The sequence below is a fragment of the Desulfocurvibacter africanus subsp. africanus DSM 2603 genome (assembly GCF_000422545.1).
Classification (GTDB): domain Bacteria; phylum Desulfobacterota; class Desulfovibrionia; order Desulfovibrionales; family Desulfovibrionaceae; genus Desulfocurvibacter; species Desulfocurvibacter africanus.
The window spans coordinates 269966-294905 of the sequence record NZ_AULZ01000002.1 but is presented as its reverse complement, the minus strand read 5'-3'; the positions used below and the strand labels follow the sequence as shown (position 1 = coordinate 294905).

Sequence of the window (24940 nt, the reverse complement as noted above, 5' to 3'; positions counted from 1 at the left end):
AGGGAAGCCCTGGCAGGGAACTTGCTTTGCGCGGACCATGAGCCAGCAGTTTCTCGCCGATAACCTTGCGGCCCTGTCCCGCGTGAATCCCGCGCTGCTCGCCTGGCTGACGGCAACGCGCGAGGGTTCGAGCGATCTTGCGGCCGACGAGGCGCGCATTGTCAAGAACCGTCTTGGGTTTCTGGACTGGCGGTTGCCCTCGGGCGCCTGCCTGTTCGAAACCCTTTCTCCCCAGGCGGTTTACCAGAGGTGGATTCCCGAGGAAAGCCCCGAAAGGGCCGCCACGTTCATCGTAGGCGTGAACCTCGGCTATGGGCTGCACCGTGTGCTGACCGGCACTCCGGACAGCCACAAGGTACTTGCCCTGGAGCCCGATCCGGACATGCTTCTGGCCTGCCTGAGCCAGACCGACTACCGGCCGTTCATCGCGGCTGGCAAGCTCCATTTCGTAGCCCCGGATAAGGAATGCATGGAGCGGGTCATTCACCAGCTCGACATGCACGTGTTCTTCGGCAAGGTGTATCTGCGCGGCGACACGCCCAGCCAGCAGATCGGCCCGGCATACGCGCGCTGGACCGAAGAAGTTCACGCGGCCCTGGAAGCCTTCACCGTGGAACTGTCCACCCTGCGCCGCAAACAGGACGTCATGGTCGGCAACGAGCTGCGCAATTTCCGGCGGGCCTCGGCGCATCGCAGCCTGCTGGCCCTGCAGGGCCGAGCCAAAGGGCTGACAGCGGTCATCGTGGGCGCTGGTCCGTCGCTGGCGCAGATCGGTCCGGCCCTGGCCCAGTGCCTGGGAACCTGCAACGCGCTGGTGGTCTGCGGCTTCCAGACCCTGCCCGCATTGCGCAAGACCGGCATCACGCCCCACCTGAGCCTGGGCCTGGACTTCAACCGCACGCTGGAATCCGTCTACGAACACCTGGACAGCGCCTGGGCCGCGAACATCCCGTTCATCTACTCCACCAAGATGGACGCGTGCGTGGTGGAGCGCTATCCCGGCCCAGCATTGGGCCTGTGGACCGTGGGCGGCCTGTCCACTTACATAGGTCAGGACCGGGAGCTGGTTATCGACGCCGGCGGCAACGTGGGCGTGGCCATGTTCCGTTTCCTGGCCTGCTGCGGCGTTTCCGACTTTCTCCTGCTTGGGCAGGATTTCGGCTGGCGCGGGGATTCGGTGCATGCGCCGGGGCACTTCAAGCACGGCCGTCAGGTGAGCTTTAACCCCAATCAGCATGTGCTGTTAAAGGACCCTGACGGAGGCGAAGTCTACAGCTCGGTACAATACGCGGCTTCCAAGCGCGAACTGGAAGCGTCCATCGCCCAGTCCGGAGCGCGCGTGCGCAACGTCTGGGGCGGCGGCGCGGCCATCGAGGGCGCCCCGCGAATCTCCCCGGACGAAGCCGTGGCCTGCCTCGCAAATCTGGACGCCCAGCCTCGATCCGCATTTCAGGCCGTCTTGGCCGAATGCATGCAGCCAAGTCCGAGGCCGGTGTTCGAAGCCCGCTCGCCAAGTTGGACCGCATCCCTGCGCAATGTGGAGAAGCGCCTGGCGCGGTTGTTCGACACGCCGGCAGCCTCCCGGCAGGATATCCATGAGACGCTGCTGCAGGTGGAGGCCTTCCTCAAACAGGACCCGCTCTATCTGCCGTACCTGTTCAACGAGGTCGTGGATCTAGGCGGACTTCTGCGCACCAGGCACACGTATGCACTGGCGGACTTGGGAGAAGTGCGCCGCATCTTCAAGCGCGTACTGTCCAAGGTGCGCGAGATGGATCGCTTTCTGGCGGTGAAATAGGATTAGGAATATTGCTGGGGTATGCTGGATTCCCCAGTTCGGATTCAGGCTCCGAGGTCCTGGCGTAACTCGTCAAGGTCGGCAGGCAACGTGGCATCGAAGGTCACACCCATGTAGCTCATGTCGAACCAGACCACTCGGCCGACGATTTCCCGCAGCAGGTGTTCGAAGCGATTGTCCACGCCGACGAGCGTTACCTGCTGCTCCGGCTGGAAGTGGTTGCCGTCGACGGTCCGCTTGAACTCCAGGGTCGCGCCAGCCGGAGACAGGGAAGATAGAAGCATTGGGAAGATACCGAACTCGTTGCGCACAAGGCAAAGCCGCTCTTCGCCCTGCATGAAGCGCTGCAGGCCCTTGCGCTTCTGCCTGGACAGGATGATCTTTTCAAACGTGTCATGCTCCGACCCGCGGACAGTATGATTCTGCCCTCAAGTGAAGCAATTATCGACGCATCTTTGCATGTTTATGACGCAATAAGCGTGTATTAGTTGACGACCAAAACAAGGCTCAACTGAATTCCGATCTTATACTCAAAGAGCTCTAATACTTTATACGCCGAGCACATACCTGTAAACCGCGTTTTCACGTCCGCCTCAGCCAACCACTCAAGACAATCACTCCCCGGCGAGAACCCGAGAGGCCAAGGCGTCGGCCTCGGCCATGACATCTTCGCGCCCTTCGGCGTCACCCGGATAGTAGACGCCCAGGGCCCGCAGCATATGCGAGCGGGAATAACCGATATAGCGGGTGAAGAAATACTCGTAGCGGGGATAGATGTCGGTGAAGAGGTCGGCCTTGGGATGGCCCTGGGCGATCAGCATGACCAGGGTCTTGCCTGGAGCCAGCCTGCCCTTTTTCATGAGTTTGGAATAATTGGGCTGCAGGAAGGAGAAGCTACGGTCGATGAAGGCCTTGAGCTGTGACGAAACTTCGCCGAAATACACGGGCGTGGCCATGACCAGCACATCCGCCGCACGAACTTCTTCCAGCACCGGGGCGAGGTCGTCCTTGAGCACGCAATGGTCCGCATTGGTCTTGCAGCCGAAGCAGCCGATGCACCCGGAATAGCGCATCTCGCCGAGCCTGTGCACCGACACAGTGGCTCCGCCCGCCGTCAGCCCATCACAGAACCTGGAAGCCATGGCCGCCGTGTTGCCCTTCCTGCGGGCGCTGCCCACCAGACAGACTGCATGCATGCTGTTCCCCTTGCTCTGACTATTTCCAGAGCCCCTGTTTCATCCCACATTCGCAGGATCTATTTCAACGGAAAAACGGCCATTGAGTCTGCTTGCGCGTGCAGCACGCAGGCCATGGCGATACTCGTCCAGCCCCTCATGCCCAAGGGCTTGCGGGCGATTGGCTTTGTTTTGTTTTTTGGTCCGTTGTAACCCTGGCTCATCTCCAAGGCTCCTCGGCAACAAACTAGATCAGATTGCCTTTATGACGCCCGCTCCGGCGATGACGGCGCAAGTGAATTGCGCCTACGCCTACGCGGCGGCAAGCCATGCCGACGCACGGCTTGCAGAGCATTTTCAAAAGCAAAATGCTCTAAATTATACCAGAAAACTGCCCTAGCCCCAAGCTCGCCGCAGGACCCTATTCGACTCAAGGCGCAGTCCAGGGCCCGCGCGATTAGTTTGCGAAGTTCTCCAGCCGTCGGATGAAAAAGCCCCGGCATATCAAATTGATATGCCGGGGCCTTCTGTCCAGCTAGCGATGTCAAAGCTGGTTCATTTTCAAATAAGCGGATGGCTCAGCAGCTCTGGATTACCAGGGCTGCAAGCTTATACCGCTATCTGCCCTTTGGCCTGCCCCTTGGTTTGGCTCTCGGTTTGGCTCTCGGTCTGCCCGTCGGTCTGGAAAACCAGCTTGTCCAGGCGCACGTCCACCAGAACCTTCTGTCCGTCACCCAAGCGGCCGGAGATGAGCTCCCTGGCCAGCGGCGTTTCCAGCCGCGACTGGAGGAAGCGCTTGAGCGGCCGCGCGCCGTAGACCGGGTCGTAGGACTCCTCGGCCACGAAGCTCTTGGCCGCGTCGGTCATATCCAGCTCGATCTTGCGGTCGGCCAGCCGCCTGCGCAGGCCGGCGAGCTGCAGATCGATGATCTGCTTGAGCTGCTCCTGCAGGAGTGGCTTGAACAGCACGACTTCGTCCACGCGGTTCAGGAACTCGGGACGGAAGTTGCGGCGCAGGGTGTCCATGACCTTGTCGCGCACGCCGTCCCGGAACTCGCCCTTGGGCGTGATGCCTTCGAGCATGTACTCCGCGCCGAGGTTGGAGGTCATGATGACGATGGTGTTCTTGAAGTCCACGGTGCGGCCCTTGGAGTCGGTCAGCCGGCCGTCGTCCAGGATCTGCAGGAGCACGTTGAATACGTCGTGGTGCGCCTTCTCGATCTCGTCGAACAGGATGACCGAGTAGGGCTTGCGGCGCACGGCCTCGGTGAGCTGGCCGCCCTCCTCATAGCCCACGTAGCCCGGAGGCGCGCCGATGAGCCGCGCCACGGTGTGCTTCTCCATGTACTCGGACATGTCGATGCGCACCATGTTCTCCTCGCTGTCGAAGAGCGCAGCCGCCAAGGTCTTGCACAGTTCGGTCTTGCCCACGCCCGTGGGACCCAGGAAGATGAACGAGCCGATGGGCCGGGCCGGGTCCTTGAGGCCCGCGCGGGCGCGCAGCACCGCGTCGGCCACGGCGTCCACGGCCTCTTCTTGGCCGATGACCCGCTCGTGCAGTTCCTCGGGCAGACGCATGAGCTTCTCCCGCTCACCCTCCATGAGCCGCGAAATCGGGATGCCGCTCCAGCGCGAAATGATCTCGGCCACGTCGTCGGGTCCGACCTCCTCGCGCACCATGCGCGCGCCCTTGCCGCCGTCCGTGGCCTGCTCCATGGCCGCGAGCTGCTTCTCCAGGGCATGCAGTTTGGAATAGCGCAGCTCGGCCGCGCGGTTGTAGTCCAGGCTGCGCTCGGCCTCCTCCACCTCGCGGCGGGTGCGCTCGATATCCTCCTTGACCTGGCGCATGCGCTCGACCGCGCCCTTTTCCTTCTCCCATTGGGCCATGAGCACGGACTGCCGCTCCTTGAGGTCGGCTAGCTCGCGCTCCAGAACCTCCAGCCGTTCGCGGGACTTGGGATCGGTTTCGCGGCGCAGGGCCTCGCGCTCGATCTCCATCTGCAGGACGCGCCGGTTGATCTCGTCCAGCTCCGTGGGCATGGAGTCGATCTCCGTGCGGATCATGGCCGCGGCCTCGTCGATGAGGTCGATGGCCTTATCCGGGAGCTGGCGGTCGGTCAGGTAGCGATTGCTGAGCACGGACGCATCCACCAGGGCCGCGTCGGCGATGCGCACGCCGTGGTGCACCTCGAAGCGCTCGCGCAGGCCGCGCAGGATGGAGATGGTGTCCTCCACGCTGGGCTCGTCCACCAGGATGGGCTGGAAGCGCCGCTCCAGGGCCGGGTCCTTCTCGATGTTCTTGCGGTACTCGTCCACCGTGGTCGCGCCGATGCAGTGCAGTTCGCCGCGCGCCAGCATGGGCTTGAGCAGATTGCCGGCGTCCATGGCGCCCTCGGCCTTGCCCGCGCCCACGATGGTGTGGATCTCGTCGATGAACAGGATGACGCGCCCCTCGGACTGGCCGACCTCCTTGAGCACGGCCTTCAGGCGCTCTTCGAACTCGCCTCGGTACTTGGCCCCGGCGATGAGCGCGCCCATATCCAGGGAGAAGATGGTCTTGTCCTTGAGCCCCTCGGGCACGTCCTGCTTGAGGATGCGCTGGGCCAGGCCCTCCACGATGGCCGTCTTGCCCACGCCCGCGTCGCCGATGAGCACGGGATTGTTCTTGGTCCGCCGGGACAGAATGCGGATGGCCCGCCTGATCTCGGCATCGCGGCCGATGACCGGGTCGAGCTTGCCCTTGCGGGCCTCCTCCACCAGGTCGCGGCCGTATTTCTTGAGCGCGTCGTAGGTCTCCTCGGGGTTGTCCGAGGTCACGCGCTGCTTGCCGCGCACTTCCGTGAGCACCGTGAGGATTTTGTCGCGGGTCAGCCCGAAGCGGGCATTGACCTTGCCCACGCCCGTGGTCTTGGGCTCGTCGGCCAGGGTCAGGAAGATGTGCTCGACGCTCATGTACTCGTCGCTCATCTGCCTGGCCAGGTCCTGGGCCTTGACCAGCACCTGGTTCAGCCGCTGGGTGACGAAGACCTGACCGGGCTGCGCGCCGGGTCCGCTGACCTTGGGCATGCGCTCAAGCTCGTCCTGCACGGCCTTGGCATAGGCTTCGGGATCGTATCCGGCCTTGCTCAGAAGATTGGGCACAAGCCCGTTCTCCTGCCGCACCAGGGCCAGCAGGAGGTGTTCGGCGTCTATCTGTTGATGTCCAAGGCGAACGGCCTCGGCCTGGGCCTCGGCTACGGCGTCCCTGGACTTCTGGGTGAACTTGTTCATGTCCATGTTAGGCTCCTTTCTCGATTGCGATGTCGAGTCGTCGCTTCCGTCGGTGCCGCATATACATGGTATTTATATCCTGTTTGGAAACCGGCAAGAGCTACAAAAGCCTGCGCAGCTCCTCCACGCGTTTCTCCAGCGTCTCGATGCGGTCCAACAGGTCAACGATGATGCTTGCACCCGTCAGGCAGACATCGAAGTCGGTGGCGATGCGCTGAAGCTTGCCGATGCGGTACACGTCGCGGACCAGAAACAACGGCTCGTCATTGCCTGCCATGATGGGGTCGATCCAGCCCAGCTCCAGAATTTCGGTCAGGCGCACCTCGCCCACTCCCGTGATCTCCAGTAGCTGCCGCCGGGAATAGAGCTTGGAGCGGGAAGGCAGATTGCGCGCGCTCGTGATGTCGGGAGTCATGCCGTGCTTCCCCCTTGCCTAGAAGTTCCGGGCCTTGAAGCCCGTTTTGGACTCCAATTCGCTCCACAATCGGCGGATCTCTTCGTCTTCGGCCTGCGGCACCTGCACCATGATGCGCACGTACATGTCGCCTCGCCGGCCCGCCGCGCCGAGGCCCTTGCCCCGCAGACGCATCTTGCGGCCGCTGCCCATGCCCGCCGGGACCTTGAGTTCCACCTGACCGTCCAGGGTAGGCACGTTGACCGTCGCGCCCATGGCCGCCTCCCAGGGCGCCAGGGGCAGATCGAGCACGATGTTGCCCTCCTCGACCTTGTAGAGCGGGTGCGGCGCGAGCTTAACGCGCAGGTACAGGTCGCCGGCCGGTCCGCCGGCCATGCCGGGGCCGCCCTGACCCGAAAGCCTGATGCGCTGGCCTTCCTTGATGCCGGCCGGGATGTTCACGTTCAGCGTGCGCGGCACGGGCATGCCACCCGGCCCTTGCTCGGTGACCGTCACGGCCTTGGAGCCGCCTCGGATGACCTCCTCCAGCGAAAGCTCGATCTCGGCCTCGGCGTCCTGGCCTCTGCGCGGCCGTGCCGTGCGGCTACCGGCACCATAAAAGCCCTGCCCAGCCCCGGCTCCACCAAAGCCGCCGCGAGCCTGACTAAAGCCTCCGCCGCCTCCGAAGACACTCTCGAAGAAGTCGCTGAAGTCGAACCCCGCCCCGCCCCGGCCTCCGCCGGACTGGAACCCGAAGTTCATGTTCTCGAATCCCGGAGGCGGCTGGAAATCCTGGCCCTGTTGCCAGTTGGGACCCAGGGAGTCGTACATCTTACGCTTCTCCGGGTCCTTGAGAACCTCGTAGGCCTCGTTGATTTCCTTGAACTTATCCTCCGCCGTCTTGTCGCTGGGATTGAGGTCCGGATGGTATTTTCTTGCCAGCTTCTTGAATGCCTTGGAGATATCCTCCTGGGAGGCGCCGCGCTTCACGCCCAGCAGTTCGTAGTAGTCCTTGTACTTGACGCTCATTGTCGCTCGGTTCTCCTCTGGGCTCGATTTCCTTAGGCTATATTCCGAAACAGAAACGATTCCGGAAGCCTAGATAATTCTGCGCAGGCCGATGTCAACGATCTGACAACAATGTACTCTGCTGCAGTGTCAGGCACTATATATTAGGGTAGGCAAGGAAACCAAGTGCAAACAAACAGCTAGGAGCTGTCATCAGAAGAGTTGAGGCTGGCTCCGCCCTTCTCGCACTCCTCCCGGCCGGGCAGTGGCCCTTGCCCCCGCATTTTTATGATTCGATAGTTTTTGGCTTGGCCGTGCGACCAGCATAAGGACTTTGAAGATACGCTCCAAAGCAAGCTGGAATGGCAAGGGAGGAGCGGCGGGCAAGGCCGCCGCTCCTGTCAGTTCAGGTCTGGATGCGGCTACTGCCCGGATAAGGATATGGGTATGGGCTTGCCGTTGACTGCGATCACGCCGTTCTTGATGGTGAAGCCTGAGCGCACGTGGCCGTCCTCCCGCAAGAGCACGCCCTGGGCCGCGAGACTGTCCAGGGTCTGGAGAGCCGACTGCTTGGCCGCGTCATCGACAACCTCGGGCTCGGCACCGGCCTCCACCAATTGAGGCTTGATGAACCGCTCCGCAAGCGCAAGAAATAATCCTTCGTCCACAGCCGCGTCCGCCTTGATATCCAACAGCATGGGCACCTGGGCCGGCGTGATGTTTTCCTGGACCGTCTCGCCATGCACCGCCACCTTGAACAGCCCAGTCAAATCACCATGGGGCGTGCGCAACACCAAATCCTTCAAGGCGAATTCCGGCGAGGGCCGCAACAGGCCGGGCAGCAAACCGTCCAGTGAATCGAGGAGCAGTTTCTGCTGCTCTTCCTCGGAAATCGCGCCGGCCTTGAGTTGCATTTCCTGAAAACTGGCCTGGTATTGGCGGATCAAAGCGATATCGAAATTGCGCATGATCATGGTCAACGACAAGGGACCCGCATCCCAATCGCCCGCATGGACGGTCTTGGCGCTCAGGGCATACTCGATCGCCAACAACCCGTTTTCGGCGCTATCCCGCATCGCGACATCCAGCTCGGCCATTTTGAAGTCAATGGAACTATTGTCCTGGCCCGCGCCCATGGTCATATTGTCGAGCTTTCCCTGCATCTCGCCGACATACAAGCCCTCCTCACTGCGACGGCACTCACCGGTCAGGGAGAAAGGTCCCACGGCAAGGCGGACGTCGGCATCCCCGATTTCCAACCCCTCACCTCTGGCTTCAATTTCAAGCTCAACCATGTCGCGGGACAGGCGCAGTTCCTGTTCCATACCTTTCCAGAACACCCGTGTCCCCTGGCCCCCAGGCAAGGCAATCTCCACAGGCAGTACGGATGTGGAGACCGTGATACCTCCCAAGGCTCCCACAACCGCGACCGAGCGGATATCCAGCTCCTGTGGGATCACGCTTGCGGGCTCATGCACAAGTTTCGACTCGATGATCGCCTGCACGGGCTTGAGCACGAGCCGTCCCTCGGGCTGCCGAAACGGGAGCGGTCCATGGATAATGGTCGATTCCAGCAGCAGAGACACTCGTTCGGGAGCCCCTGCCGCACCCGCCTCTCGGGTGGCCTTGGGGTCCGCCGGATACGGCAGCACGACTCGCGTCCTTGCCGTGGAAGTGAGTACGCCTCTCTCGTAGCCCTCGTGAACCAGTTCTAGTCCGCTCTGCGTGACCACGGGCTCAAGCAGGGCTTGATACTTCTGCTCAGCCTGCGCGCCCATAAACCACGCTAGCGCCACATAGAGTGCCGCGACGCCCGCCGCGCCAGCCAGCACATACAAATGCTTGCGCATGTATTCCCCTTATGGTCAGAATTGCCTCCGGACCCAACCTCCGCATGGCACATTCAATATACATTCCAAGGTGATCCGAAATATGTGGGCTGCCGGCTTGCCACCCCGGCTCCGAGTGGCTACCTTCCCCGGCACTAACCCGCCTTTTTGGATACAACCATGGATGACAATAAGCCTTTCGAAAAGCTTAAGAAGATCAAGATCGCGCCCAAGCAGGCCAAGCAGGCGCCCAAGCCCAAGCCTCAACCTGCTCCGGCCCCAGAGGTCGAGCCGGACGAGGGCGCCATGTTCTGTTCGGCCATGGGTGGCGTGCAGCCCATCAAGGGGCGCTCGGGTCGCGACCTGACCAAGACTCCCCCCCCGGCCCCCGAGACGCTCCAGCCCGCTGGCGAGCAGACCGGGGAAGCCGCCGCCAAGGAGCAGCTCCGCCGCCTCGTGGCCGGCGAGCAGGAGTTCGACCTGGAATTCACCGACGAGTTCCTTCAGGGCCACGTACGCGGCTTGGACGAACGCACCCTGCGCCAGCTCATGGCCGGCGCGCTATCCGTGGAGGCCCATTTGGACCTGCATGGCTGCAACGCCGAGCAGGCCATGGATTCGGTGCTCTTTTTTGTGCGCGAGTCCTATCTCATGGGTCGGCGTGTGGTGCTGATCGTCACCGGCCGGGGTCTCAACTCGCCCGGAGGCTTGGGCGTGCTCCGGCAGGAAACCCAGACCTGGCTGACCCGCGATCCGCTCAAGCGTGTTGTGCTGGCCTTCTGCACGGCCCAGCCGCGCCACGGCGGGGCCGGGGCCATCTATGTGCTGCTGCGCAAGCGCAAGAAGAGCGAGGGCAAGGTCAAGTTCGACCGCACCAGTTTCTGGGGCGATTAGAGCATTTTGCTTTTGAAAATGCTCTCAAGCCATGCGTCGGCATGGCTTGCCGCCGCGTAGGCGTAGGCGCAATTCACTTGCGCCGTCAACGCCGGAGCGGGCGTCTTAAAAGCAATCTGCTCTAGGACGGCTTGTGTGAGCGCTCGGCCTCCCGGTGCTGCCGTCCAGTCGTTTCAGCCCAAAGAGAGAACCGTGACCTGACTGGGTACGCAACAGAAGCCGGGGCTGTTGGGCAGCATGCCCAGGCAGTTCTGGCCCGTGACCGAGGTCAGGCGCTGAGCCGGGACGCCGTCGACCAGGATGGTGGCGCAGCCGACCATGTAGGTGGTCTCGCCGTCGATGAGGTGTGAAACAACGCCGAGCAACACGCCGGCCGTGTCGCCGACGCTGACCAACCCCTGGGAGAGCTGGTTAAGGGCCGGCATGCAATCCACGAGCACGTTGTAGGCGGCCGGCGCCGAAGTGATGGAGTACTGCAGGTCCGGGTAGGGAACCGGCGTCGGCACCGGTCCGACCGGGGTGAGGCAGACGTCTGGGAAGCCGAGATTCATCCCGGCGCCCATGCTAAGCATGAACATATCCTTCCTCCTAGCCCAGGTGGATCTGCTCGGCGTTGACCGTGACATGCTCCTCAGAAACGATCATGGCGTTCTTCGAGTGCATGGTCAGGAGATCTTCCACGAGCACCCGCTGGGTCTGAGCCTGAGTCTCATCGTGCTCCTCCACGTAGCGGAAGGAGTTCCCCAGCCGTTGCGTCAGCCTGCGGCAGACCGCGTCGACGGACTTGGACACGGACTTGATCCGCTTGACCTGACTCTCCAGCCTTTCGGCCACAAGAGACACCAAGCCCAGCCTCACCACGGCTTTCTCCGCGTCGACTGCGACCCGGCCAGCGGCCAGGCCGATTTCCCCCAGGGCAGCCAGGGTCAGGTTGCCCTGGGCGACCCTGAAGCTGGCCGGGCCATCGAAGGACACGATCGCCTCCGTTCCCTCGGGCCTGCGAAGGATCGAGAGAATGAAGGCACTCCCGGCTCCATCCACGCTCAAGAGCACCTCGTCCCCGACATGGGGGTCCAGGAGGCATCCAACAGCCCGCTCGGCCGTAATGAGCCCTAGCCCCATGCGTACCTTGGCCAGCCGACCTGCACACGCCTCGACCCGTCCATATTCCATCCACGGCCGGGCCGGCTCCAACTTTCTCGCTACGTTCTCCATCGCTCCCCCCTGGCTCATTCCTATCCGCCGGTCGGCCGCGGCGGGCTAAAATCCTCGGCCTCGGCCATATCCCGATCCGGGCCCCGAAGCAGCGTCTTGTCCGCGCCGGTCCAGATCGCGTGTTCCGTCACGGTCTGGTGCATCCTGGCCATGAACAGGCTGGCTTGGGTGAAATCCGCCGCGCTCAGGTCGGCGTGCGAAAAGTCGACGTAGGGACAGCGGGCTCGCGCGAATTTGGCCGCCCGGCAGACGGCCCGGGTCATGGTGGCGCTGGTCAAGTTCGCATCCGAGAGATCCGCCCCGGTCAGGCTCGCTTCGTTCAGGCAGGCTCGGGACAATTCGGCGCCAGCCAGGCGCGTCTTCACCAGCTTTGCCTTGAGCCACATCGTGTCCTCGCCGTTGATCCCCTCCAAGTTCGCGCCGCTCAGGTCCGCCTCCTGGAACAAGGACATGCGCGCGTCCGCGCCGCTCAGGTCCGCGCCCGTAAGGTCGGACCCGGAGCAGTTGACCTGGTTGAAGCGCGTCCCACGGAAGTCCTGGCCGGCCAGCGCGCATCCCGCAAGAAGCACCTTGAGAAACTTGGCGCCCTTGAAGTTCGCGCCGCTCAGGTCCGCGTCGTGGAACACGGTCTTGACCATGTCCGTCTCCGAGAAGTTCGCGCCTTTGGCCGAGCTGTGCGAGAGGACCATCTTCTCGAAGGCCGCACCTCGGAAGTTCGCGCCATCCAGGATGGCGTGCTGCATGAGCGACCAGCGCAGGCTGCCGCCACCGAAATCCGCGCCGCTCAGATCCGCATGGTTGAAGAGGGTCATGTACAGAACGACGCCCTTGAACGAGGCGCCGGTGAAGCGCATTTTGCGCAGATCCACCTTGGTCATGTCCGTCCCGTCCAGGATCGCGCCCGAGAAGTCGCACCCCTTGAGGCCTGTCCTCAAGATGTTCACGCCCGAGAGGTTCGCCTCGCGAAAGGAGACGTCCTCAAAACGGCCGCCGGTCAGGTCGGTTCCCGAGAGGTCGATGCCCGACAGGTCAACGTCTTCGATGGTTCGGTTGCGGCGGATGGCCTCCAGAACCTCTTCTCTGGTCATGGCAGGAACTCCGTCCGGTCTTGCAGCAGCGACATCTTGAGATTCGCTCCCTCAAGTTGCGTGCGTCCCATGACCGCCTTGTAGAAGTCGACGCCGTAAAGATTGGCCCCGCGCAGGTCGGTCCCGACCAGGCGCGACTTTCTGAGCGAGCCTGACATGAGGTTCGCGAAGCGCATGTCGGCGTTCTCCAGGTTGGTCTTGATGAAACGGGTGCGCACGGCCCGCACTCCGTAGAGGCCCGCCCCGCTCAGATCGCAGCCTTCGATGATCGACCACTCCAGGACCGAGCCGGAGAGGTTCGCGCCGGCCAGGCAGGAGTCCTTGAGGCAGCCGTGGAGCATGTGCGTGTCGCGCAGGTCGGCCCCCGGCAGGGAGGTCCCGGCGATGAGCCGGATCTTGTCCAGGTTCGCGCCGGTGAAGCGAACGCCCTCGCCTTGGCAGGCCTGGAGCACGGTGGAGTTGAGCGCGGCGCCGGAGAAGTCCGCCCCGTCCAGGAGCATGCGCTTGAGCACGCACTGCGTGAAGCGCGCGCCGCGGAAGTCGGCCCCGGCCGCCGGGCCTTCGATGACGCACATCTTCAGACTCGCCCGACGCACGTCGGCGCCGTCGAGTTTGGCTTTCTGGATGACGACCATGTCCAGGGTCGCGTCCGAAAGGTCGGCACCGGACAGGTCCGAGCCGTTAAGCACTGCTTGCTTGAGGCACGCCCCGGAGAGGATTGCCTCGACCAAGGACGTTTTCTGGAGCACTGCACCCGTAAGGTTGGCACCGGAGAGGCAGGCGCCCGAGAAATCGGCTTCCTGGCCCATGGCCTTGGAGAGGTTCGCGCCTGCCAGGTTGGTGCCGCACATGAGGGTCTTGCCGAGCTGCGCACCGGAGAGGTCGATACCACGCAGATCCAGATAGGAGAGGTCCACCTCCGAAAGAATCGCGCTGGCCAGGCTCTCGCCTCGGGCGTGCATGGCCACGACCTCTTCCCGGCTGCGACGGACAATGCGATCCGGGTCGATGCCGAAGGCCGCGAACTTATCTTTGGCCTCGGGCGGCAGTTCGCCCGCCCTGACCTTGACCATGGCCTCGGCAATGCGTTTCTTGCCATCCTCGATCTCGGCCAAGCCTTTTGTCAGGCGCGCCTCGCCGTCAGCACCCATGGCCTTGATCCGGGCCGCGGCCTCGTCGTACTTGGACGCGATCTCCGGGGTCAGCCCCCCGGCCGCCTGGACCTTCTGTTTGGAAAGCGCGAGGCTCTCGGCCATGCGCTGCCCGGACTCGGCCAATCCGGGCCTGGGTGCTTCGGCGGATTTGGCCATGACCTCGTCAAGGTCCAGACCCCGCTTGGCGAGCTGGGTTCGGGCCATCTCCATGGCCTCGGCTTGTTTGGCCTTTGCCGCGTCAAATTTCGGCATCAGCGCCGCCTTGACCTCATCAATGGCTTTGAGAATCTGATCCTTGATCTCGCCTGGAGCAGGCGGCTGGAATCCGGGTGCTTCCCGGCCGTCCGCCTCGTCCGCCGTCGGGATCGGCAGCAGGCCCACGGCCTCGGGCGGCAAGGCGTCTAGGATCAGGTCGCGCAGGGAGATGCCGTTGGCCTGGGCCTGCAGCACGCTCGCGCCCTTGGGCAGCCGGGTCACGCACGCGGCCGGTTGCAGGGCCTGCCACGGCGCGGCGTCGGCCTCTGTCAGGGGCGGCCCCTCGGGCAGGATCGCCACCAGGGCCCGCGCTGCCTTGAGGGCCTCGTCGCCCGCCTTGCCTGGATCGGCGTCAGGACTTGGCAGCACAATTACGCCGCAGACATCACCGACCTCCTGGGCCAGAAGCCAAGCCTCCAGCTCGCCGGCCACGGCCACAACCGGCGCGCCCTCGTCGGCAGGCAGAAATAATGTCGCATCGTCCGAGCCCTTGGCCGCGACGCGCTCAACGGGCGGAGACAAGGGCAAATCTCCGGCTGAGAACTCGGAGCTCCAGCCGACCAAGACCACCAGGCCGGTCAAGGTCGCCTCCCTGAACCTTGGCAAGACGAGCCCGGCCGGCAGGATCACCTCGCCGTCCTTCAGGCCCCACTGCGTGCCATCCCAGCACCGCTCGGCGTCATTCAGCCCGAACCAGGCCCTACCGATGCTCCGGCGCGACAGCCCCATGGCCCTGAGTGCATCCATGGCCTTGGCGTCGACCTCCAGCCGTCGCCGGCACTCGATGGCCACGGGAAAGCCTGCGTCGTGCCAGGGATTGACCTTGCGGATCGGCAGGGGATCGTCGGGATCGATCCCGGCTTTGGCCAGAAGGTCCGGCCGTACGTTGGCCTTGAGGCTTTTCTTGAGCTCGTCCATGCCCTTCGCGCCCTTGGCCTGCGCTGCCTTGGCCTGGTCCACGGCCTTGCCGACCTCCGAGGACATGGCCTTCAGCTTGGCCCGCCAGGTATCGAAGACCTCAAGGTCGATCTTTGCCAAATGGCCGAAACGGGCGTGCAGGTCGCGGGCCACGGGCTCCAGCTCGTCAAGTACCGCCGCGCCCTCGGCCGTGAGCCTGTCGGACAGGGCAGCCATGTCCTCGGGTGTGCGGGGCATGACCGGGGTCTTGCCCAGGGCCTGCTGCTTGGCTTCCTCGATTTTTCTGGGCAGGGATTTGAACTGGAGCATGGCCCGGTCGACCTTCTTGCGAGCGTCGGCCCCGGGATCGGAGTTGAACGGCACCATCCTGTCCACGTGCTTGCGCTGCTCTTGCAGGTAGTGCTCGATGGGCTTGGCCGGCTCGTCAGGGCTCTCGGTGGCGGACAGGACGTAACGCACGTCCTCCAGCTCTTCGTCCAAAATCTCGGTCAGTCCCCGGTGCATGACCACCCCGCGCAGGACCTCGGGGAAGAGCCACAGGGTGTCGACATGCAGGCCGATCTCCCGGAAGGTGTCCTCCTCGGGCCCGGCCTTGGGCGATTTCTTGAGCGTGGCGAACAGGCGCAGCCTGACGCGGGGCAGGCGGCTGGCGATGAGGGGCAGGTCCGGGTGCATGTTGCGGATCTCGACCGCCTCCTCGCCCGTGAGGAAGCCTGGCAGTATCTGGTCAGCCGGGGCGAGATTGAAGAACTCGTAGTTCATGTCGTCCGGGAACCACGGCCAGCGTTCCCTGAGCCACTTGTCGCCGTAGGTGCCGGCCTTGGACGCCCGCAACGGCCAAGTCATGTCCACGGGGCCGAGGCAGGCCGGGGGCGGTCGGTCGTCGGGCGAGCCTACGAGGCGGTCGGGGTACTCGAGGTTGGGCAGCGGCAGGACGCTCCCGCCGCCCGGCGTGGCCAGCGGCTGGACGCCCTTGCCCAGGGGATTGTCAAGGAAGCCCGGGCCGCCAAAGGCGTGCTCCCAAGTAACGGGCATGGCCGAGAAAGGTGTTGGCTCAGCGATGCTCATAGCCGCGTTCCCGACCTGCTTCCAGAGCCGATCACCGATGACGCTGATCGTTTTGCTGAGCGGCCCGACCCGCACCGAGACCTGCGAGGCCGGCCGGGTCTCGCCTCTGGGCGCGCAGCAGGCGCCCGTGACGAGGAACTCGCCGCGCGGCTTGGGCACGCCCTGATCCAGAGCCGTGCCCTGGCCGAGCAGCCCGGGTACCGTGGTCCACAACTCCTGCTCGCCCAGCAGGCCGTCGGGCGCGGTCAGATCGAAGTAGAGCATGACCGTGGCCGCCATGTAGGTCTTGCCCTGGATGCCCAGGGGCCGGACCATGAGCGCGTGCTCTTTGGGCTTGAAGACTTTCACCGCGGCTCCTAGATCGTGATGGACAGGGACGTGATCAGGGTGTCCTCACCCGCCAGGCGCATGTTCTCGCCGATGACCGAGGTTTCCCCGCCTATTGTGCTGATCCTCTCCCCCACAGCCTCGGTCATGCTGCCCACCAATGTAGATCCTTCGGCAAGCATCCGGGTAAATTGAGCGGAGATGGTGGTCCTTTCGCCGCCGATCTCCTGAACGGCCCCGATAACCTTGGATACCTCACCAGCCAACTGGCTGGTATTGCCGGCCAGCATCTGGACCGAACCTGCGATTTCGTTCTGTTCCCCCGCCAGCTTGCTCACTTCTCCCGCCAGCTTGCTGGTCTGCCCTGCCAGCAGAGTGTGCTGTGAGGCAAGGTACTGGACCATGGTCGCCAATTCAGTACTCTCACCTTTGACCTTGGTATGCTCGCCTTTCACCTCGGTATGCCCGTTGCTGTATTCCAACTTGTGCGGCACATGAATGTCGATCTTGCCTCCAAGAACGATGTCATTTGCGTCCAGGATCTTGATAAGGGTCTCCGATCCCAGAATGGTCTCGGAGCTCTCGCCCATGATGATTTCATTTTTGGCTTGGCATTCAAGATAGAGAGCATCTTCAGTATGGAATCTGATGCCATGCCACGTGCGGGAGCCTTCGTACTCGAGGCTGCCGCCTTCATTCTCCTTTTCGTTCTCCTTCTCGTTTTCATTCTCATTCTCGTTCTCATGCTCGCCGTGGCCCTCCGGAGAGGGATCATTGGGCGCGCCCAGGCGCAGGAAGGTGCCGGAGGTCGGGGAGTGCAGAAGGATGCGCTGGGAGCCGGCCTGGTCCTCCATGTGGATCGTGTTGCCGCCGGCCGAGGTGATCACGCTCTTGGTCAGGTTGCTCGACGTGACCGGGCTCGGGTTGTCCGGGTTGGGCACGGCGCCGGAGATGACCGGCCGGTCCGGGTCGCCGTCGATGAAGGTCAAGAGGACCTCGGTGCCTTTGTGCAGTGGAAAATGCATGCCGTGGTTCGAACCGACATAGGGCTGGACCATGCGCAGGCGGTGCGAGGCCTTGCCGGCCCTGCTCCCGGCGATGTCGAAGGGCAGGCGGACCTTGTAGCGGCCGTGCTCGTCCAGGTCGGCGTACGGGCCGTCAGACTCGGAATCGATGACCGCGCTCAGGCTCCCGTTGAAGCGGGCCTTCTCGGTCTTGCGCTGCGGCCTGAACTGGACCCCGGCCGGGATGGCCGTGAAGCTGTTGCGGTAGTATGGCTCCGTGGCCAGCGTGCCCAATCCGTCCTTGGCCGCGGCCGGCAACAGCGCGACTTGGTTGCCCTCGTGCTCGATGTCGGTCGTCAGGTAGCGGGCGTTCGTATCCTTGCGGAAATGGCCCTGAAGATCAAAGACGAAGCCCGGCAGCAGGTAGGGGATGAGGCTCTCGCCCAAAAAGCGCTTCTCGCCGGCCATCAGCTCCTCGGCCCTGATGCGCGCCAGACGGCTACCCGCCTCCGGGGTCAGGAAGTGCTCGCCGTACAGGTACACCTCGCCCATGCCCCGCTCCGAGACCGCAGCCTCGACCGTGAGGTCGAGCGAGGGCCTGAGGTAGTTATAGTCCTTGAGCTTGACCTTGGCCGGGAGCATCTGCTGGCGGCAGGTGAAGCTCTTTACGACCTCCGTGCGGGAGGCGTGGTCCAGGCCCGAGGTCTGGGAGTAGGAGAACTTGCCGCCCTTGGCCGCCAGCACGTGGGCCGAGGCCGTGTCGGTCAGCACGAGCTTCTCCCGGTCCGGGCCCTGCTCGAAGAAGTAGTAGATGCCTTCTCGCTCCATCCAGCGCGACACGAAATCGAAGTGGCTCTCCTGGTATTGGCAGACGTACTCGCAGGGCGCGTAGTTGCCGGTCAAACGCAGCTCGAACTCGTCCGTGGCCAGCCCGCCGTCCTTGAGCACGGTCTGCAGGATCTCCGGCACGCTCTTGCCCAGGAATACCTGGTTGTGATGGGTGAGCGACAGCCGCCAGAAGGCCGGCCGAAGCACGGCCCGGTAGAAGTAGGCCGTGTTGTAGGCTAGGGTCTGCTCGAAGGCGGCCAGGATGCCGTGAAAAAGCACCTCCTCGCCCGCCTCGCGCAAAAGCACGAGCGTTGAGCGGCTGCGCACGACCTCGGTCAGGTCGATATCGGGGTTGGGCGAGACGAGCGTGACCTCGAACATGTAGGGCGTGGACAGCCCCTCGAGGCCCTTGAATTCGACTACGTCGAAGGTCTCCTGAGGCAGACCCTCGCAGCGGAAGTCGAAGTAGCAATCCTTGTGGAATCCCATGGCCGTCGCTCCTCTTCTCTACCTGGTCCGGCCGGGCCGGACGCGGCTCACATGCTCAGGGTATGGACCTCGGCCTCGTCGCCCTCGGGCAGGGGGCCGAAGACCAGGCCCGCCGGGTCACCCTTGACGGAGATGTAGTAGGAACTCCGTTCATCCAGGACGTTGCGCACGCCCCAGGCCGTATACTCCCGCTCGTTTTGGGCGAGCTTCAGGCCCTGCATGGGGTACTCGAGGACGCAGCGCTCGGGAGGCCCTCCGGCAGGGCCTACGCCGTGAGCCGCGATCTCGGCCCCCGTGATCCCGAGCATGGCCCCGCTCCACGTGCGTCCCTTACCCGGTCCGGCCTCGATCCACAGGCCCAGGCCCGGCAACCCGTGCACATCCAGGCGGTATTCGGCCTCCGCCGGCCTGACCGGCATGTTGGCCCTGGCCGTGAGCTTGGAGCCAAGCGTCGGGGAGCCCGCGGGGATGACCTCGGCGGCCATGAGCGGCGTGGGCAGCCCGGCCGGGTCCACCTCGCCCGTTGTCGGCAGGACGAGCAGGGGCAAGCCGTGGCCCCTGGCCGCCTGCAGCCGAAGGGCCGCCAGCGACAGCCCGGTGCGCACCGAGGGCTTGGTCAGAGTCTCGGCCGGACCCAGGATGGCCCACAGGGCGCAATCCGGAGCTGCAAGCTCCAGGCTTGGCCCGAGCCAGGACAAGTTCTTCAGGTCATCCTGCCAGAAGTGGCCCCCGGGCTCCATGCCATATGTCCGCACGGTCTTCATGAGCTGCATGACCGCGCCCTCGTCCTGGGTCAGGGCGGTAATGACGATTTTCTTCTTCATGGCTGCCCCTAGGCTCCGAATACCATTGAGAACCCGCCGTCCTTGGCCACGTCCAGATGTACCTTGGCGGGCATGCCGCCTTCGCTCATGTGCGAAAGGATCATCTGGGACATCTGGGGCAGGACATTGCCGTTCAGGATGTATTCAATGTTGCGCGCGCCGGTCTCGACCTCGGTGCAGCGGGCCGTGATCTGGTCGGATACGGCATCGGCCCAGGTCATGGCCATGCGGTTGGTATCCATGAGCGTCTGGCGGAGCTTGCCGAGCTTGAGCTCGACGATCAGCCTCATGGCCGACGGCGGCAGGGAGTAGTACGGGATCACGGTCATACGCGCGAGCAGGGCCGGCTTGAAATGCTGGGACAGGATCGGCCGGACCGCGGCCATGACCGCGTCCACCGGCGGCCGTTCCTCGCCAGGGGCCATCTCCTGGATGACGTCCGTGGCAAGGTTGCTCGTGAGCATGATGACCGTGTTCTTGAAGTTGATGACCTTGCCCTCGCCATCGGCGAGCATGCCCTTGTCGAAGACCTGGTAGAAGATGTTCAGGACGTCGACGTGAGCCTTTTCGACTTCGTCCAGGAGCACGACCGAATATGGGTTGCGGCGCACCGCCTCGGTGAGCATGCCGCCCTCGCCGTAGCCCACGTAGCCCGGCGGCGAGCCGATGAGCCGGCTCACGGTGTGCTTCTCCTGGAACTCGCTCATGTTGATGGTCACCACGCTCTTCTCGCCGCCAAAGAGCAGTTCGGCCAGGGCCAGCCCGGTCTCGGTCTTGCCCACGCCGCTTGGGCCCACAAGCAGGAATACGCCCATTGGTTGGTTCGGGTTTTTGATCCCTGACTTGGCCGCCCGGATGACGTGAGCCAGGGACTCAAGGGCGTGGTCCTGACCTCTGATCCTGACTTTTAGCCGATCCTCCAGATGGATGATGGTCTGGGCCTCGTCCCGCTGGACCTTGCCGAGCGGGATGCCCGTCCAGTCCGAGACCACTTGGGCCACCAGGTCCGGGCAGACCTCGATGCGGATTAGCGGATCATCCTTCTGCAGCTCGGCCAGGGCCTTGTCCGCGTCGGCAAGCCTGGCCTTAAGATCCTCGGACTGGCTCTCGCCGTCCTGGCCCACATCATGAAGTTGGGCGCGCAAAGCCAGAACCGCCTTGGCCGCCTCCTGCTCCTTGAGCCAGCGCTGTCGGATCTCCTCGGCTTGGGCCGTAAATTCCCCGATGCGCTTGACGATCATCTCTTGGCGCTCCTTGTCCACGGCCACGCCGTTGGCAAGGTCGCGATCGAGCGCTCTCTTCTCCCGCTCAAGGGCCTGGATTGACCGTTCCTTGTCCTCCAGGACCGCAGGCTTGGCCGTGAGGTTGACCTTGACCCTGGCGCAGCTGGTGTCCAGGAGATCGATGGCCTTGTCCGGCAGGAATCGGCCGGTGATGTATCGGTCAGAGAACACGGCCGCGGCCTCCATGGCGTCATCCCGGATGACGACCTTGTGGCACTTCTCGTAGGAGTCGCGCAGTCCCCGCAAGATGAGGGCCGCGGTTTGGACGCTCGGCTCCTCGAGCCTGACGAGCTGAAAACGCCGGGCCAAGGCCGCGTCCTTCTCGAAGTACTTCTTGTACTCCGACCATGTCGTGGCCGCGCAGGTCTTGATTTCACCCCTGGCCAGGGCCGGCTTGAGCAGGTTGGCCGCATCCGAGCCGCCGGTCGCGCCACCCGCGCCGATCAGGGTATGGGCCTCGTCGATGAACAGGATGATCGGCCGTTCAGAGGCCTTGACCGCGTTCAGCAATCCCTGCAGCCGCCGCTCGAACTCGCCCTTCATGCCCGCGCCGGCCTCCAGGGCTCCCATTTCGAGGCCCAGCAGCGTGACGCCGGTCAACGATTCGGGCACATCGCCTTCCACGACGCGCAGTGCCAAACCCTCCATGACCGCGGTCTTGCCCACGCCCGGATCACCGACCAGGATCGGGTTATTCTTGCGCCGCCGGGCCAGGATGTCCACGATCTGGCGGATCTCGGCGTCGCGGCCAAAAACTGGGTCGATCTTGCCCTCCCTGGCCTTGGCCGTGAAGTCGGTGCAGTACTTGGCCAGGAAGTCCTCGGCGCCCGCCGGCGCTCCATCCTTGGCCCCCGAACCCGGAGCCGGGGCAGCTCCCTCGGTCGAGCCCTTGAGTAGATTGCCGAGCTCTGCCTTGAGGGCGTCGCGGCTGATCTCTCTGACCATGTCCATCCATCGGCCGCTGCCGAAAAAGGCCGGCTTGGCCAGGAAGGCTAGCAGAACCGCGGCCGAGCGGATGCGCGTCTCGCAGAGCTCCAGGGAGGCGATCAGCCAGGCAGCCTCAAAAAGTTCAATGAGCAGCGGCGAGAATACCGGCCTGGAGGCGTTGCCGGCCTTGAAGTCCTCCAGGGAATCCAGCAGAGCCTCGGACAAACGGCCCTGGTCGATGGCAAAACGCCGCAGGATGAGCGGCATGTCGCTGCCGGCATCATCCAGGCACTTAAGAAAGAAGTGCTCCACCGTGACCTCGTAGTTGGTCCTGGAGACGCACAGGCCCGCGGCGTTCTGCAGCGCGGTGGTGGAAAAAGGGCCGAGCCTGGAGAGCAGGGCCTTGATGTCAACATCGATCATGTGCAGCAACCTTCCTGTTGGCGATGATGAATCCGCGCTGACGACTGGCCCTGTTCCACCGGGAAGCGCGCCGCGGCCGCGGCTTCCGGGTATTGACCGCAAAACATCCAGGTGTCCTCGCCAAGTCTCGACCAGGTGTCTTCGCCCAGCCGGGCCGGCTGGACCTGGTCCCGGGCCAGGCTCAACTCCAGATCGCACTCGAGCGGCTGCTGGAGGTAGAACTCGACCAGACTGCCCAGCAGCACGGCGTCTGGCTCGCCGGAAAGCAGGCCATGGTAGCGATCCTCGGTGAGCGGTCCGGTGGTGATGCGGAACGCGGACATACAGTCCATGGTCTCGCTGCCCAGGTGGCAGTCCTCGCCAAGCGTGGTGGCCTGCGCGCCGAGGCGGCAGACCTGATCCTGCGGGATGCGCACCCGCCGGGGGATGAGCGGGACAACGCATAGGCTGGGAATGTTCAGCGCGTCCGCCAGCAGGGTCGCAAGGCCCAGGGCCGACCTGGGAAACTGCGTGAGCAGCCCGGCATAGCGCAGCAGCCGGAAGGCGAAGGGCAGCTTGCTGCGGAGCCCATCGTGGCCCAATCCGACGAGGCACAGAAGCCGCCCCACGTACTCGGGGTCCTGTTCATCGTAAATCTTCGTCCACCAGCGGTACTTGCTCCAGCAGCGATAGAACAAACGGTAGAAGGGCGTATTCAGGATATCCAGGAAATCCCTGCTGATGGAGGAATCCTCCGAGGCCTCGTCCAGGAGATCCTCGGTGTAGAACGTCGGCAGCGGCGAGGAGGCTCCGTAGAGGCCCATGAACGTCGCCGTGATCCGGTAGAAGGACGCCTGTCCCTCCCCGATTTCCTCGATGGAGCTGATGTCCGTGGCCGGGAAGCCGAGGGAGAGCAACGGCCGGGCCATGATCTTCCCGGCCAGGAAACTCTCGGGGTCCGCGCCCCTTCCATCCTGCTCCAGGAGCCTGAGCAGCCGCACCGCCTGGATAAAGGAGTACGAACGGCCCTGCCCGAGGAGGTCGCCCTTCAGATCAGGGGCTTGTCGCCTGCTCTCGCCGGCCATCGGTAGGTATCCCCTTTGAGCGCGTCCTGCACGGACAGCTGTGTGAATGTGTTGATCTGCGCGTATGTGCCCAGGAAATAGTCGAGTATGCAGCCGAAGAGGTACATGTCCCCCCGGCTGGCGAAACTGTCCGGGTTGAGGGTCAGGCTGAGTTCGTTGCCGCGCACGAGCAGGCCGCGCACGAGCCGGTCCGCGGCCTTGACCGACAGCTTCTCGATGCCGTCCAGCCGCTTCATGTTCCCCTCGAAAAGCGTGCGGTCGCGGCCCGACGGATGGACGGAGAGCTTGAGGATCTCCCTCAGGTTCGAGGCGTCGGCCAGCGACATGAGGTTGAGGGTCATGTGGGACAGCAGACGCCAGAGCTGATCGCGGCCCATGGGCGGCTCGACCTGGGGGGTCGGCTGGCGGATGTTCCTGAACTCGCACAGTTCCGGCGAAGTCGAGGTCGGCTGGTTGATGTCGCCCAGCCTGAGCCGTTCGGGGAGCTGCGCATTGGTGCATAGCAGGCTGACGGCGAGCGTCTCGCGTTCAGGCGGCAGCTCGCCCGGAGGATAGGCAACCGAGAGGAGCACCTCTGTCAGGCCGCTCACCGGTGAGATCCTGCGATTAACGTAATGGACCGGGTTCCCTGTACTGGAGGGCTTCATGATCTCGAACGGCGTGTACTCTCTGGTCTTGACCGAGCCCTGGGCTATTCCCACGACCTTCTCCACGGAAAAAACCTGGTACTGTGCGCTGCTGCCGCCCTCCGGCAGGATTCGATACTCGCTTGCCCGATGGTCGAGACGGATGGGAGCTGCGTCGTGGGTGAACACGTTGACTACCGGCGTGGCGAAGAGCTGGAAGCTCTCCGCGCCCACCCTGGGAAGATCATTGGGAATCTGGCCCAGCTCGAAGTGGATCTCGAACCGGCTCCCCGCTCCAGGGTCTTGCCACCCGTCCAGTCCGCTTATGTCCAGGAAGAGGAACTTCTCCGGCAGGGTGAAGTACTCCTGGATGATGCGGTAGCCGGGAAACGCTTGCGACGGATAGGGCAGCAGCGCCTCGTCCCGGCCAAAGCCGGCGGACTTTATGCGGATCGGAGGGAGGACCAGGGGCGAGCCCCCGTCCAGGGGCCGGACCACGATGCGCTCGGTGCGGGTCAGCAGCAGCTCGAAGAGATTCGTGGCCTCCGCGTACTGGCCGGACACATGCAGCCGGAGCGACTTCGGCCGCCATTTGTTCAAGGCAAGCCCCGAAAGCTGCAAGGAAAGCTGGATGGACCTGCTGCCCCCGGTCCGTTCGGCGAGCTTGGCCGAAGTCAGCTTCAGCGGGTGGACATCGAGATCGTAGCAGGTCCGGAAAAGGCACTTGGTTCCCTCGACCGGAATGGAAGCTAGCTCCGTGCCGGCCGGAATGCGCATCGTCTCCTTGAGGTTCGGCTTGGGAGCGAAGACGACCATTGAGGTCGACGGCACTGGCCGCAGGCTGTGCGGGAAGGTCAGCTGCGCGAGGCCATGGATCAGCTCGGGAAAATCGTCGTCGAGCTTGCAGCGCAGAAGCCCGGTCAGGAAGGCCGTACCTTCGAGCAGCCTCTCCACGTCCGGGTCCTTGGTCGGACCGCTGAGCATGGGGGCCAAGGCGGGATGCAGCCGGGAGAACTCGGCCGCCAAGTCCCTCAGATGGGACAGCTCCTGCTGGAAAAACCTGTTGAGCATCGCTTCTC

18 protein-coding genes are annotated in these 24940 nt (G+C 63.9%); 2 read left to right on the top strand and 16 right to left on the bottom strand.

The features are described from left to right. Window positions 1–37: 37 nt before the first annotated feature. Window positions 38–1798, top strand: coding sequence for a motility associated factor glycosyltransferase family protein (locus H585_RS0103565; protein WP_027366784.1), 1761 nt, complete (start codon window positions 38–40; stop codon window positions 1796–1798). Window positions 1799–1842: 44 nt separating this feature from the next. Here the strand turns inward: H585_RS0103565 and H585_RS0103560 are convergent, their stop codons facing one another. The 7 genes from H585_RS0103560 to H585_RS0103530 form a co-directional block, all read right to left on the bottom strand. Further along, window positions 1843–2136, bottom strand: a complete 294-nt coding sequence (locus H585_RS0103560; RefSeq protein ID WP_014260299.1) for a hypothetical protein — start codon at window positions 2134–2136, stop codon at window positions 1843–1845. A 276-nt stretch (window positions 2137–2412) separates the two neighbouring features. Continuing rightward, entirely contained in the window at window positions 2413–2994 is a 582-nt protein-coding gene (locus tag H585_RS0103555; protein ID WP_027366783.1) for a flavodoxin family protein, read from the bottom strand. 59 nt (window positions 2995–3053) lie between these two features. After that, complete coding sequence (locus H585_RS23205; protein ID WP_154658844.1) at window positions 3054–3197, bottom strand: hypothetical protein; 144 nt, start codon at window positions 3195–3197, stop codon at window positions 3054–3056. A 385-nt stretch (window positions 3198–3582) separates the two neighbouring features. Beyond that, window positions 3583–6249 carry an ATP-dependent chaperone ClpB gene (clpB, locus tag H585_RS0103545; RefSeq protein ID WP_014260297.1) on the bottom strand — a complete coding sequence of 889 codons (2667 nt, stop codon included), beginning with the start codon at window positions 6247–6249 and terminating at the stop codon, window positions 3583–3585. 94 nt (window positions 6250–6343) lie between these two features. Continuing rightward, the gene (locus H585_RS0103540) at window positions 6344–6658 is read right to left on the bottom strand and encodes a chaperone modulator CbpM (RefSeq protein ID WP_005984797.1); all 315 of its coding nucleotides are present in this window, start codon (window positions 6656–6658) and stop codon (window positions 6344–6346) included. An 18-nt stretch (window positions 6659–6676) separates the two neighbouring features. Continuing rightward, window positions 6677–7666, bottom strand: a complete 990-nt coding sequence (locus H585_RS0103535) for a DnaJ C-terminal domain-containing protein (protein WP_027366782.1) — start codon at window positions 7664–7666, stop codon at window positions 6677–6679. A gap of 401 nt (window positions 7667–8067) precedes the next feature. After that, on the bottom strand, window positions 8068–9495 hold the full coding sequence (locus tag H585_RS0103530; protein ID WP_027366781.1) for a YdgA family protein: 1428 nt from the start codon (window positions 9493–9495) through the stop codon (window positions 8068–8070). 159 nt (window positions 9496–9654) lie between these two features. On the opposite strand from H585_RS0103530, the gene H585_RS0103525 reads away from it, so the two are divergent. Then, window positions 9655–10368, top strand: coding sequence for a Smr/MutS family protein (locus H585_RS0103525; protein ID WP_014260294.1), 714 nt, complete (start codon window positions 9655–9657; stop codon window positions 10366–10368). Between the two features lie 173 nt (window positions 10369–10541). Here the strand turns inward: H585_RS0103525 and H585_RS0103520 are convergent, their stop codons facing one another. The 9 genes from H585_RS0103520 to tssF are packed head-to-tail and all read right to left on the bottom strand — an operon-like array spanning window position 10542 to window position 24932. Beyond that, complete coding sequence (locus H585_RS0103520) at window positions 10542–10946, bottom strand: DUF4150 domain-containing protein (protein ID WP_027366780.1); 405 nt, start codon at window positions 10944–10946, stop codon at window positions 10542–10544. Between the two features lie 10 nt (window positions 10947–10956). After that, on the bottom strand, window positions 10957–11583 hold the full coding sequence (locus H585_RS0103515) for a DUF3540 domain-containing protein (protein WP_027366779.1): 627 nt from the start codon (window positions 11581–11583) through the stop codon (window positions 10957–10959). 20 nt (window positions 11584–11603) lie between these two features. Continuing rightward, window positions 11604–12671 carry a pentapeptide repeat-containing protein gene (locus H585_RS0103510; RefSeq protein WP_027366778.1) on the bottom strand — a complete coding sequence of 356 codons (1068 nt, stop codon included), beginning with the start codon at window positions 12669–12671 and terminating at the stop codon, window positions 11604–11606. Beyond that, window positions 12668–16414 (bottom strand): DUF2169 domain-containing protein, encoded by a 3747-nt coding sequence (locus H585_RS22025; protein WP_027366777.1) that lies wholly within the window; start codon window positions 16412–16414, stop codon window positions 12668–12670. Before H585_RS22025 ends, H585_RS0103510 begins: the two co-directional genes overlap by 4 nt. Before the next feature lie 8 nt (window positions 16415–16422). Further along, entirely contained in the window at window positions 16423–18714 is a 2292-nt protein-coding gene (locus H585_RS0103500; RefSeq protein WP_027366776.1) for a type VI secretion system Vgr family protein, read from the bottom strand. 47 nt (window positions 18715–18761) lie between these two features. Beyond that, window positions 18762–19538 carry a hypothetical protein gene (locus tag H585_RS0103495; RefSeq protein ID WP_027366775.1) on the bottom strand — a complete coding sequence of 259 codons (777 nt, stop codon included), beginning with the start codon at window positions 19536–19538 and terminating at the stop codon, window positions 18762–18764. Window positions 19539–19546: 8 nt separating this feature from the next. After that, the gene (tssH, locus tag H585_RS0103490; protein WP_027366774.1) at window positions 19547–22171 is read right to left on the bottom strand and encodes a type VI secretion system ATPase TssH; all 2625 of its coding nucleotides are present in this window, start codon (window positions 22169–22171) and stop codon (window positions 19547–19549) included. Beyond that, entirely contained in the window at window positions 22168–23235 is a 1068-nt protein-coding gene (gene tssG, locus H585_RS0103485; RefSeq protein WP_027366773.1) for a type VI secretion system baseplate subunit TssG, read from the bottom strand. The genes tssH and tssG overlap by 4 nt, the downstream gene beginning before the upstream one ends. Beyond that, complete coding sequence (gene tssF, locus H585_RS0103480) at window positions 23199–24932, bottom strand: type VI secretion system baseplate subunit TssF (RefSeq protein ID WP_027366772.1); 1734 nt, start codon at window positions 24930–24932, stop codon at window positions 23199–23201. Before tssF ends, tssG begins: the two co-directional genes overlap by 37 nt. Window positions 24933–24940: the final 8 nt, after the last annotated feature.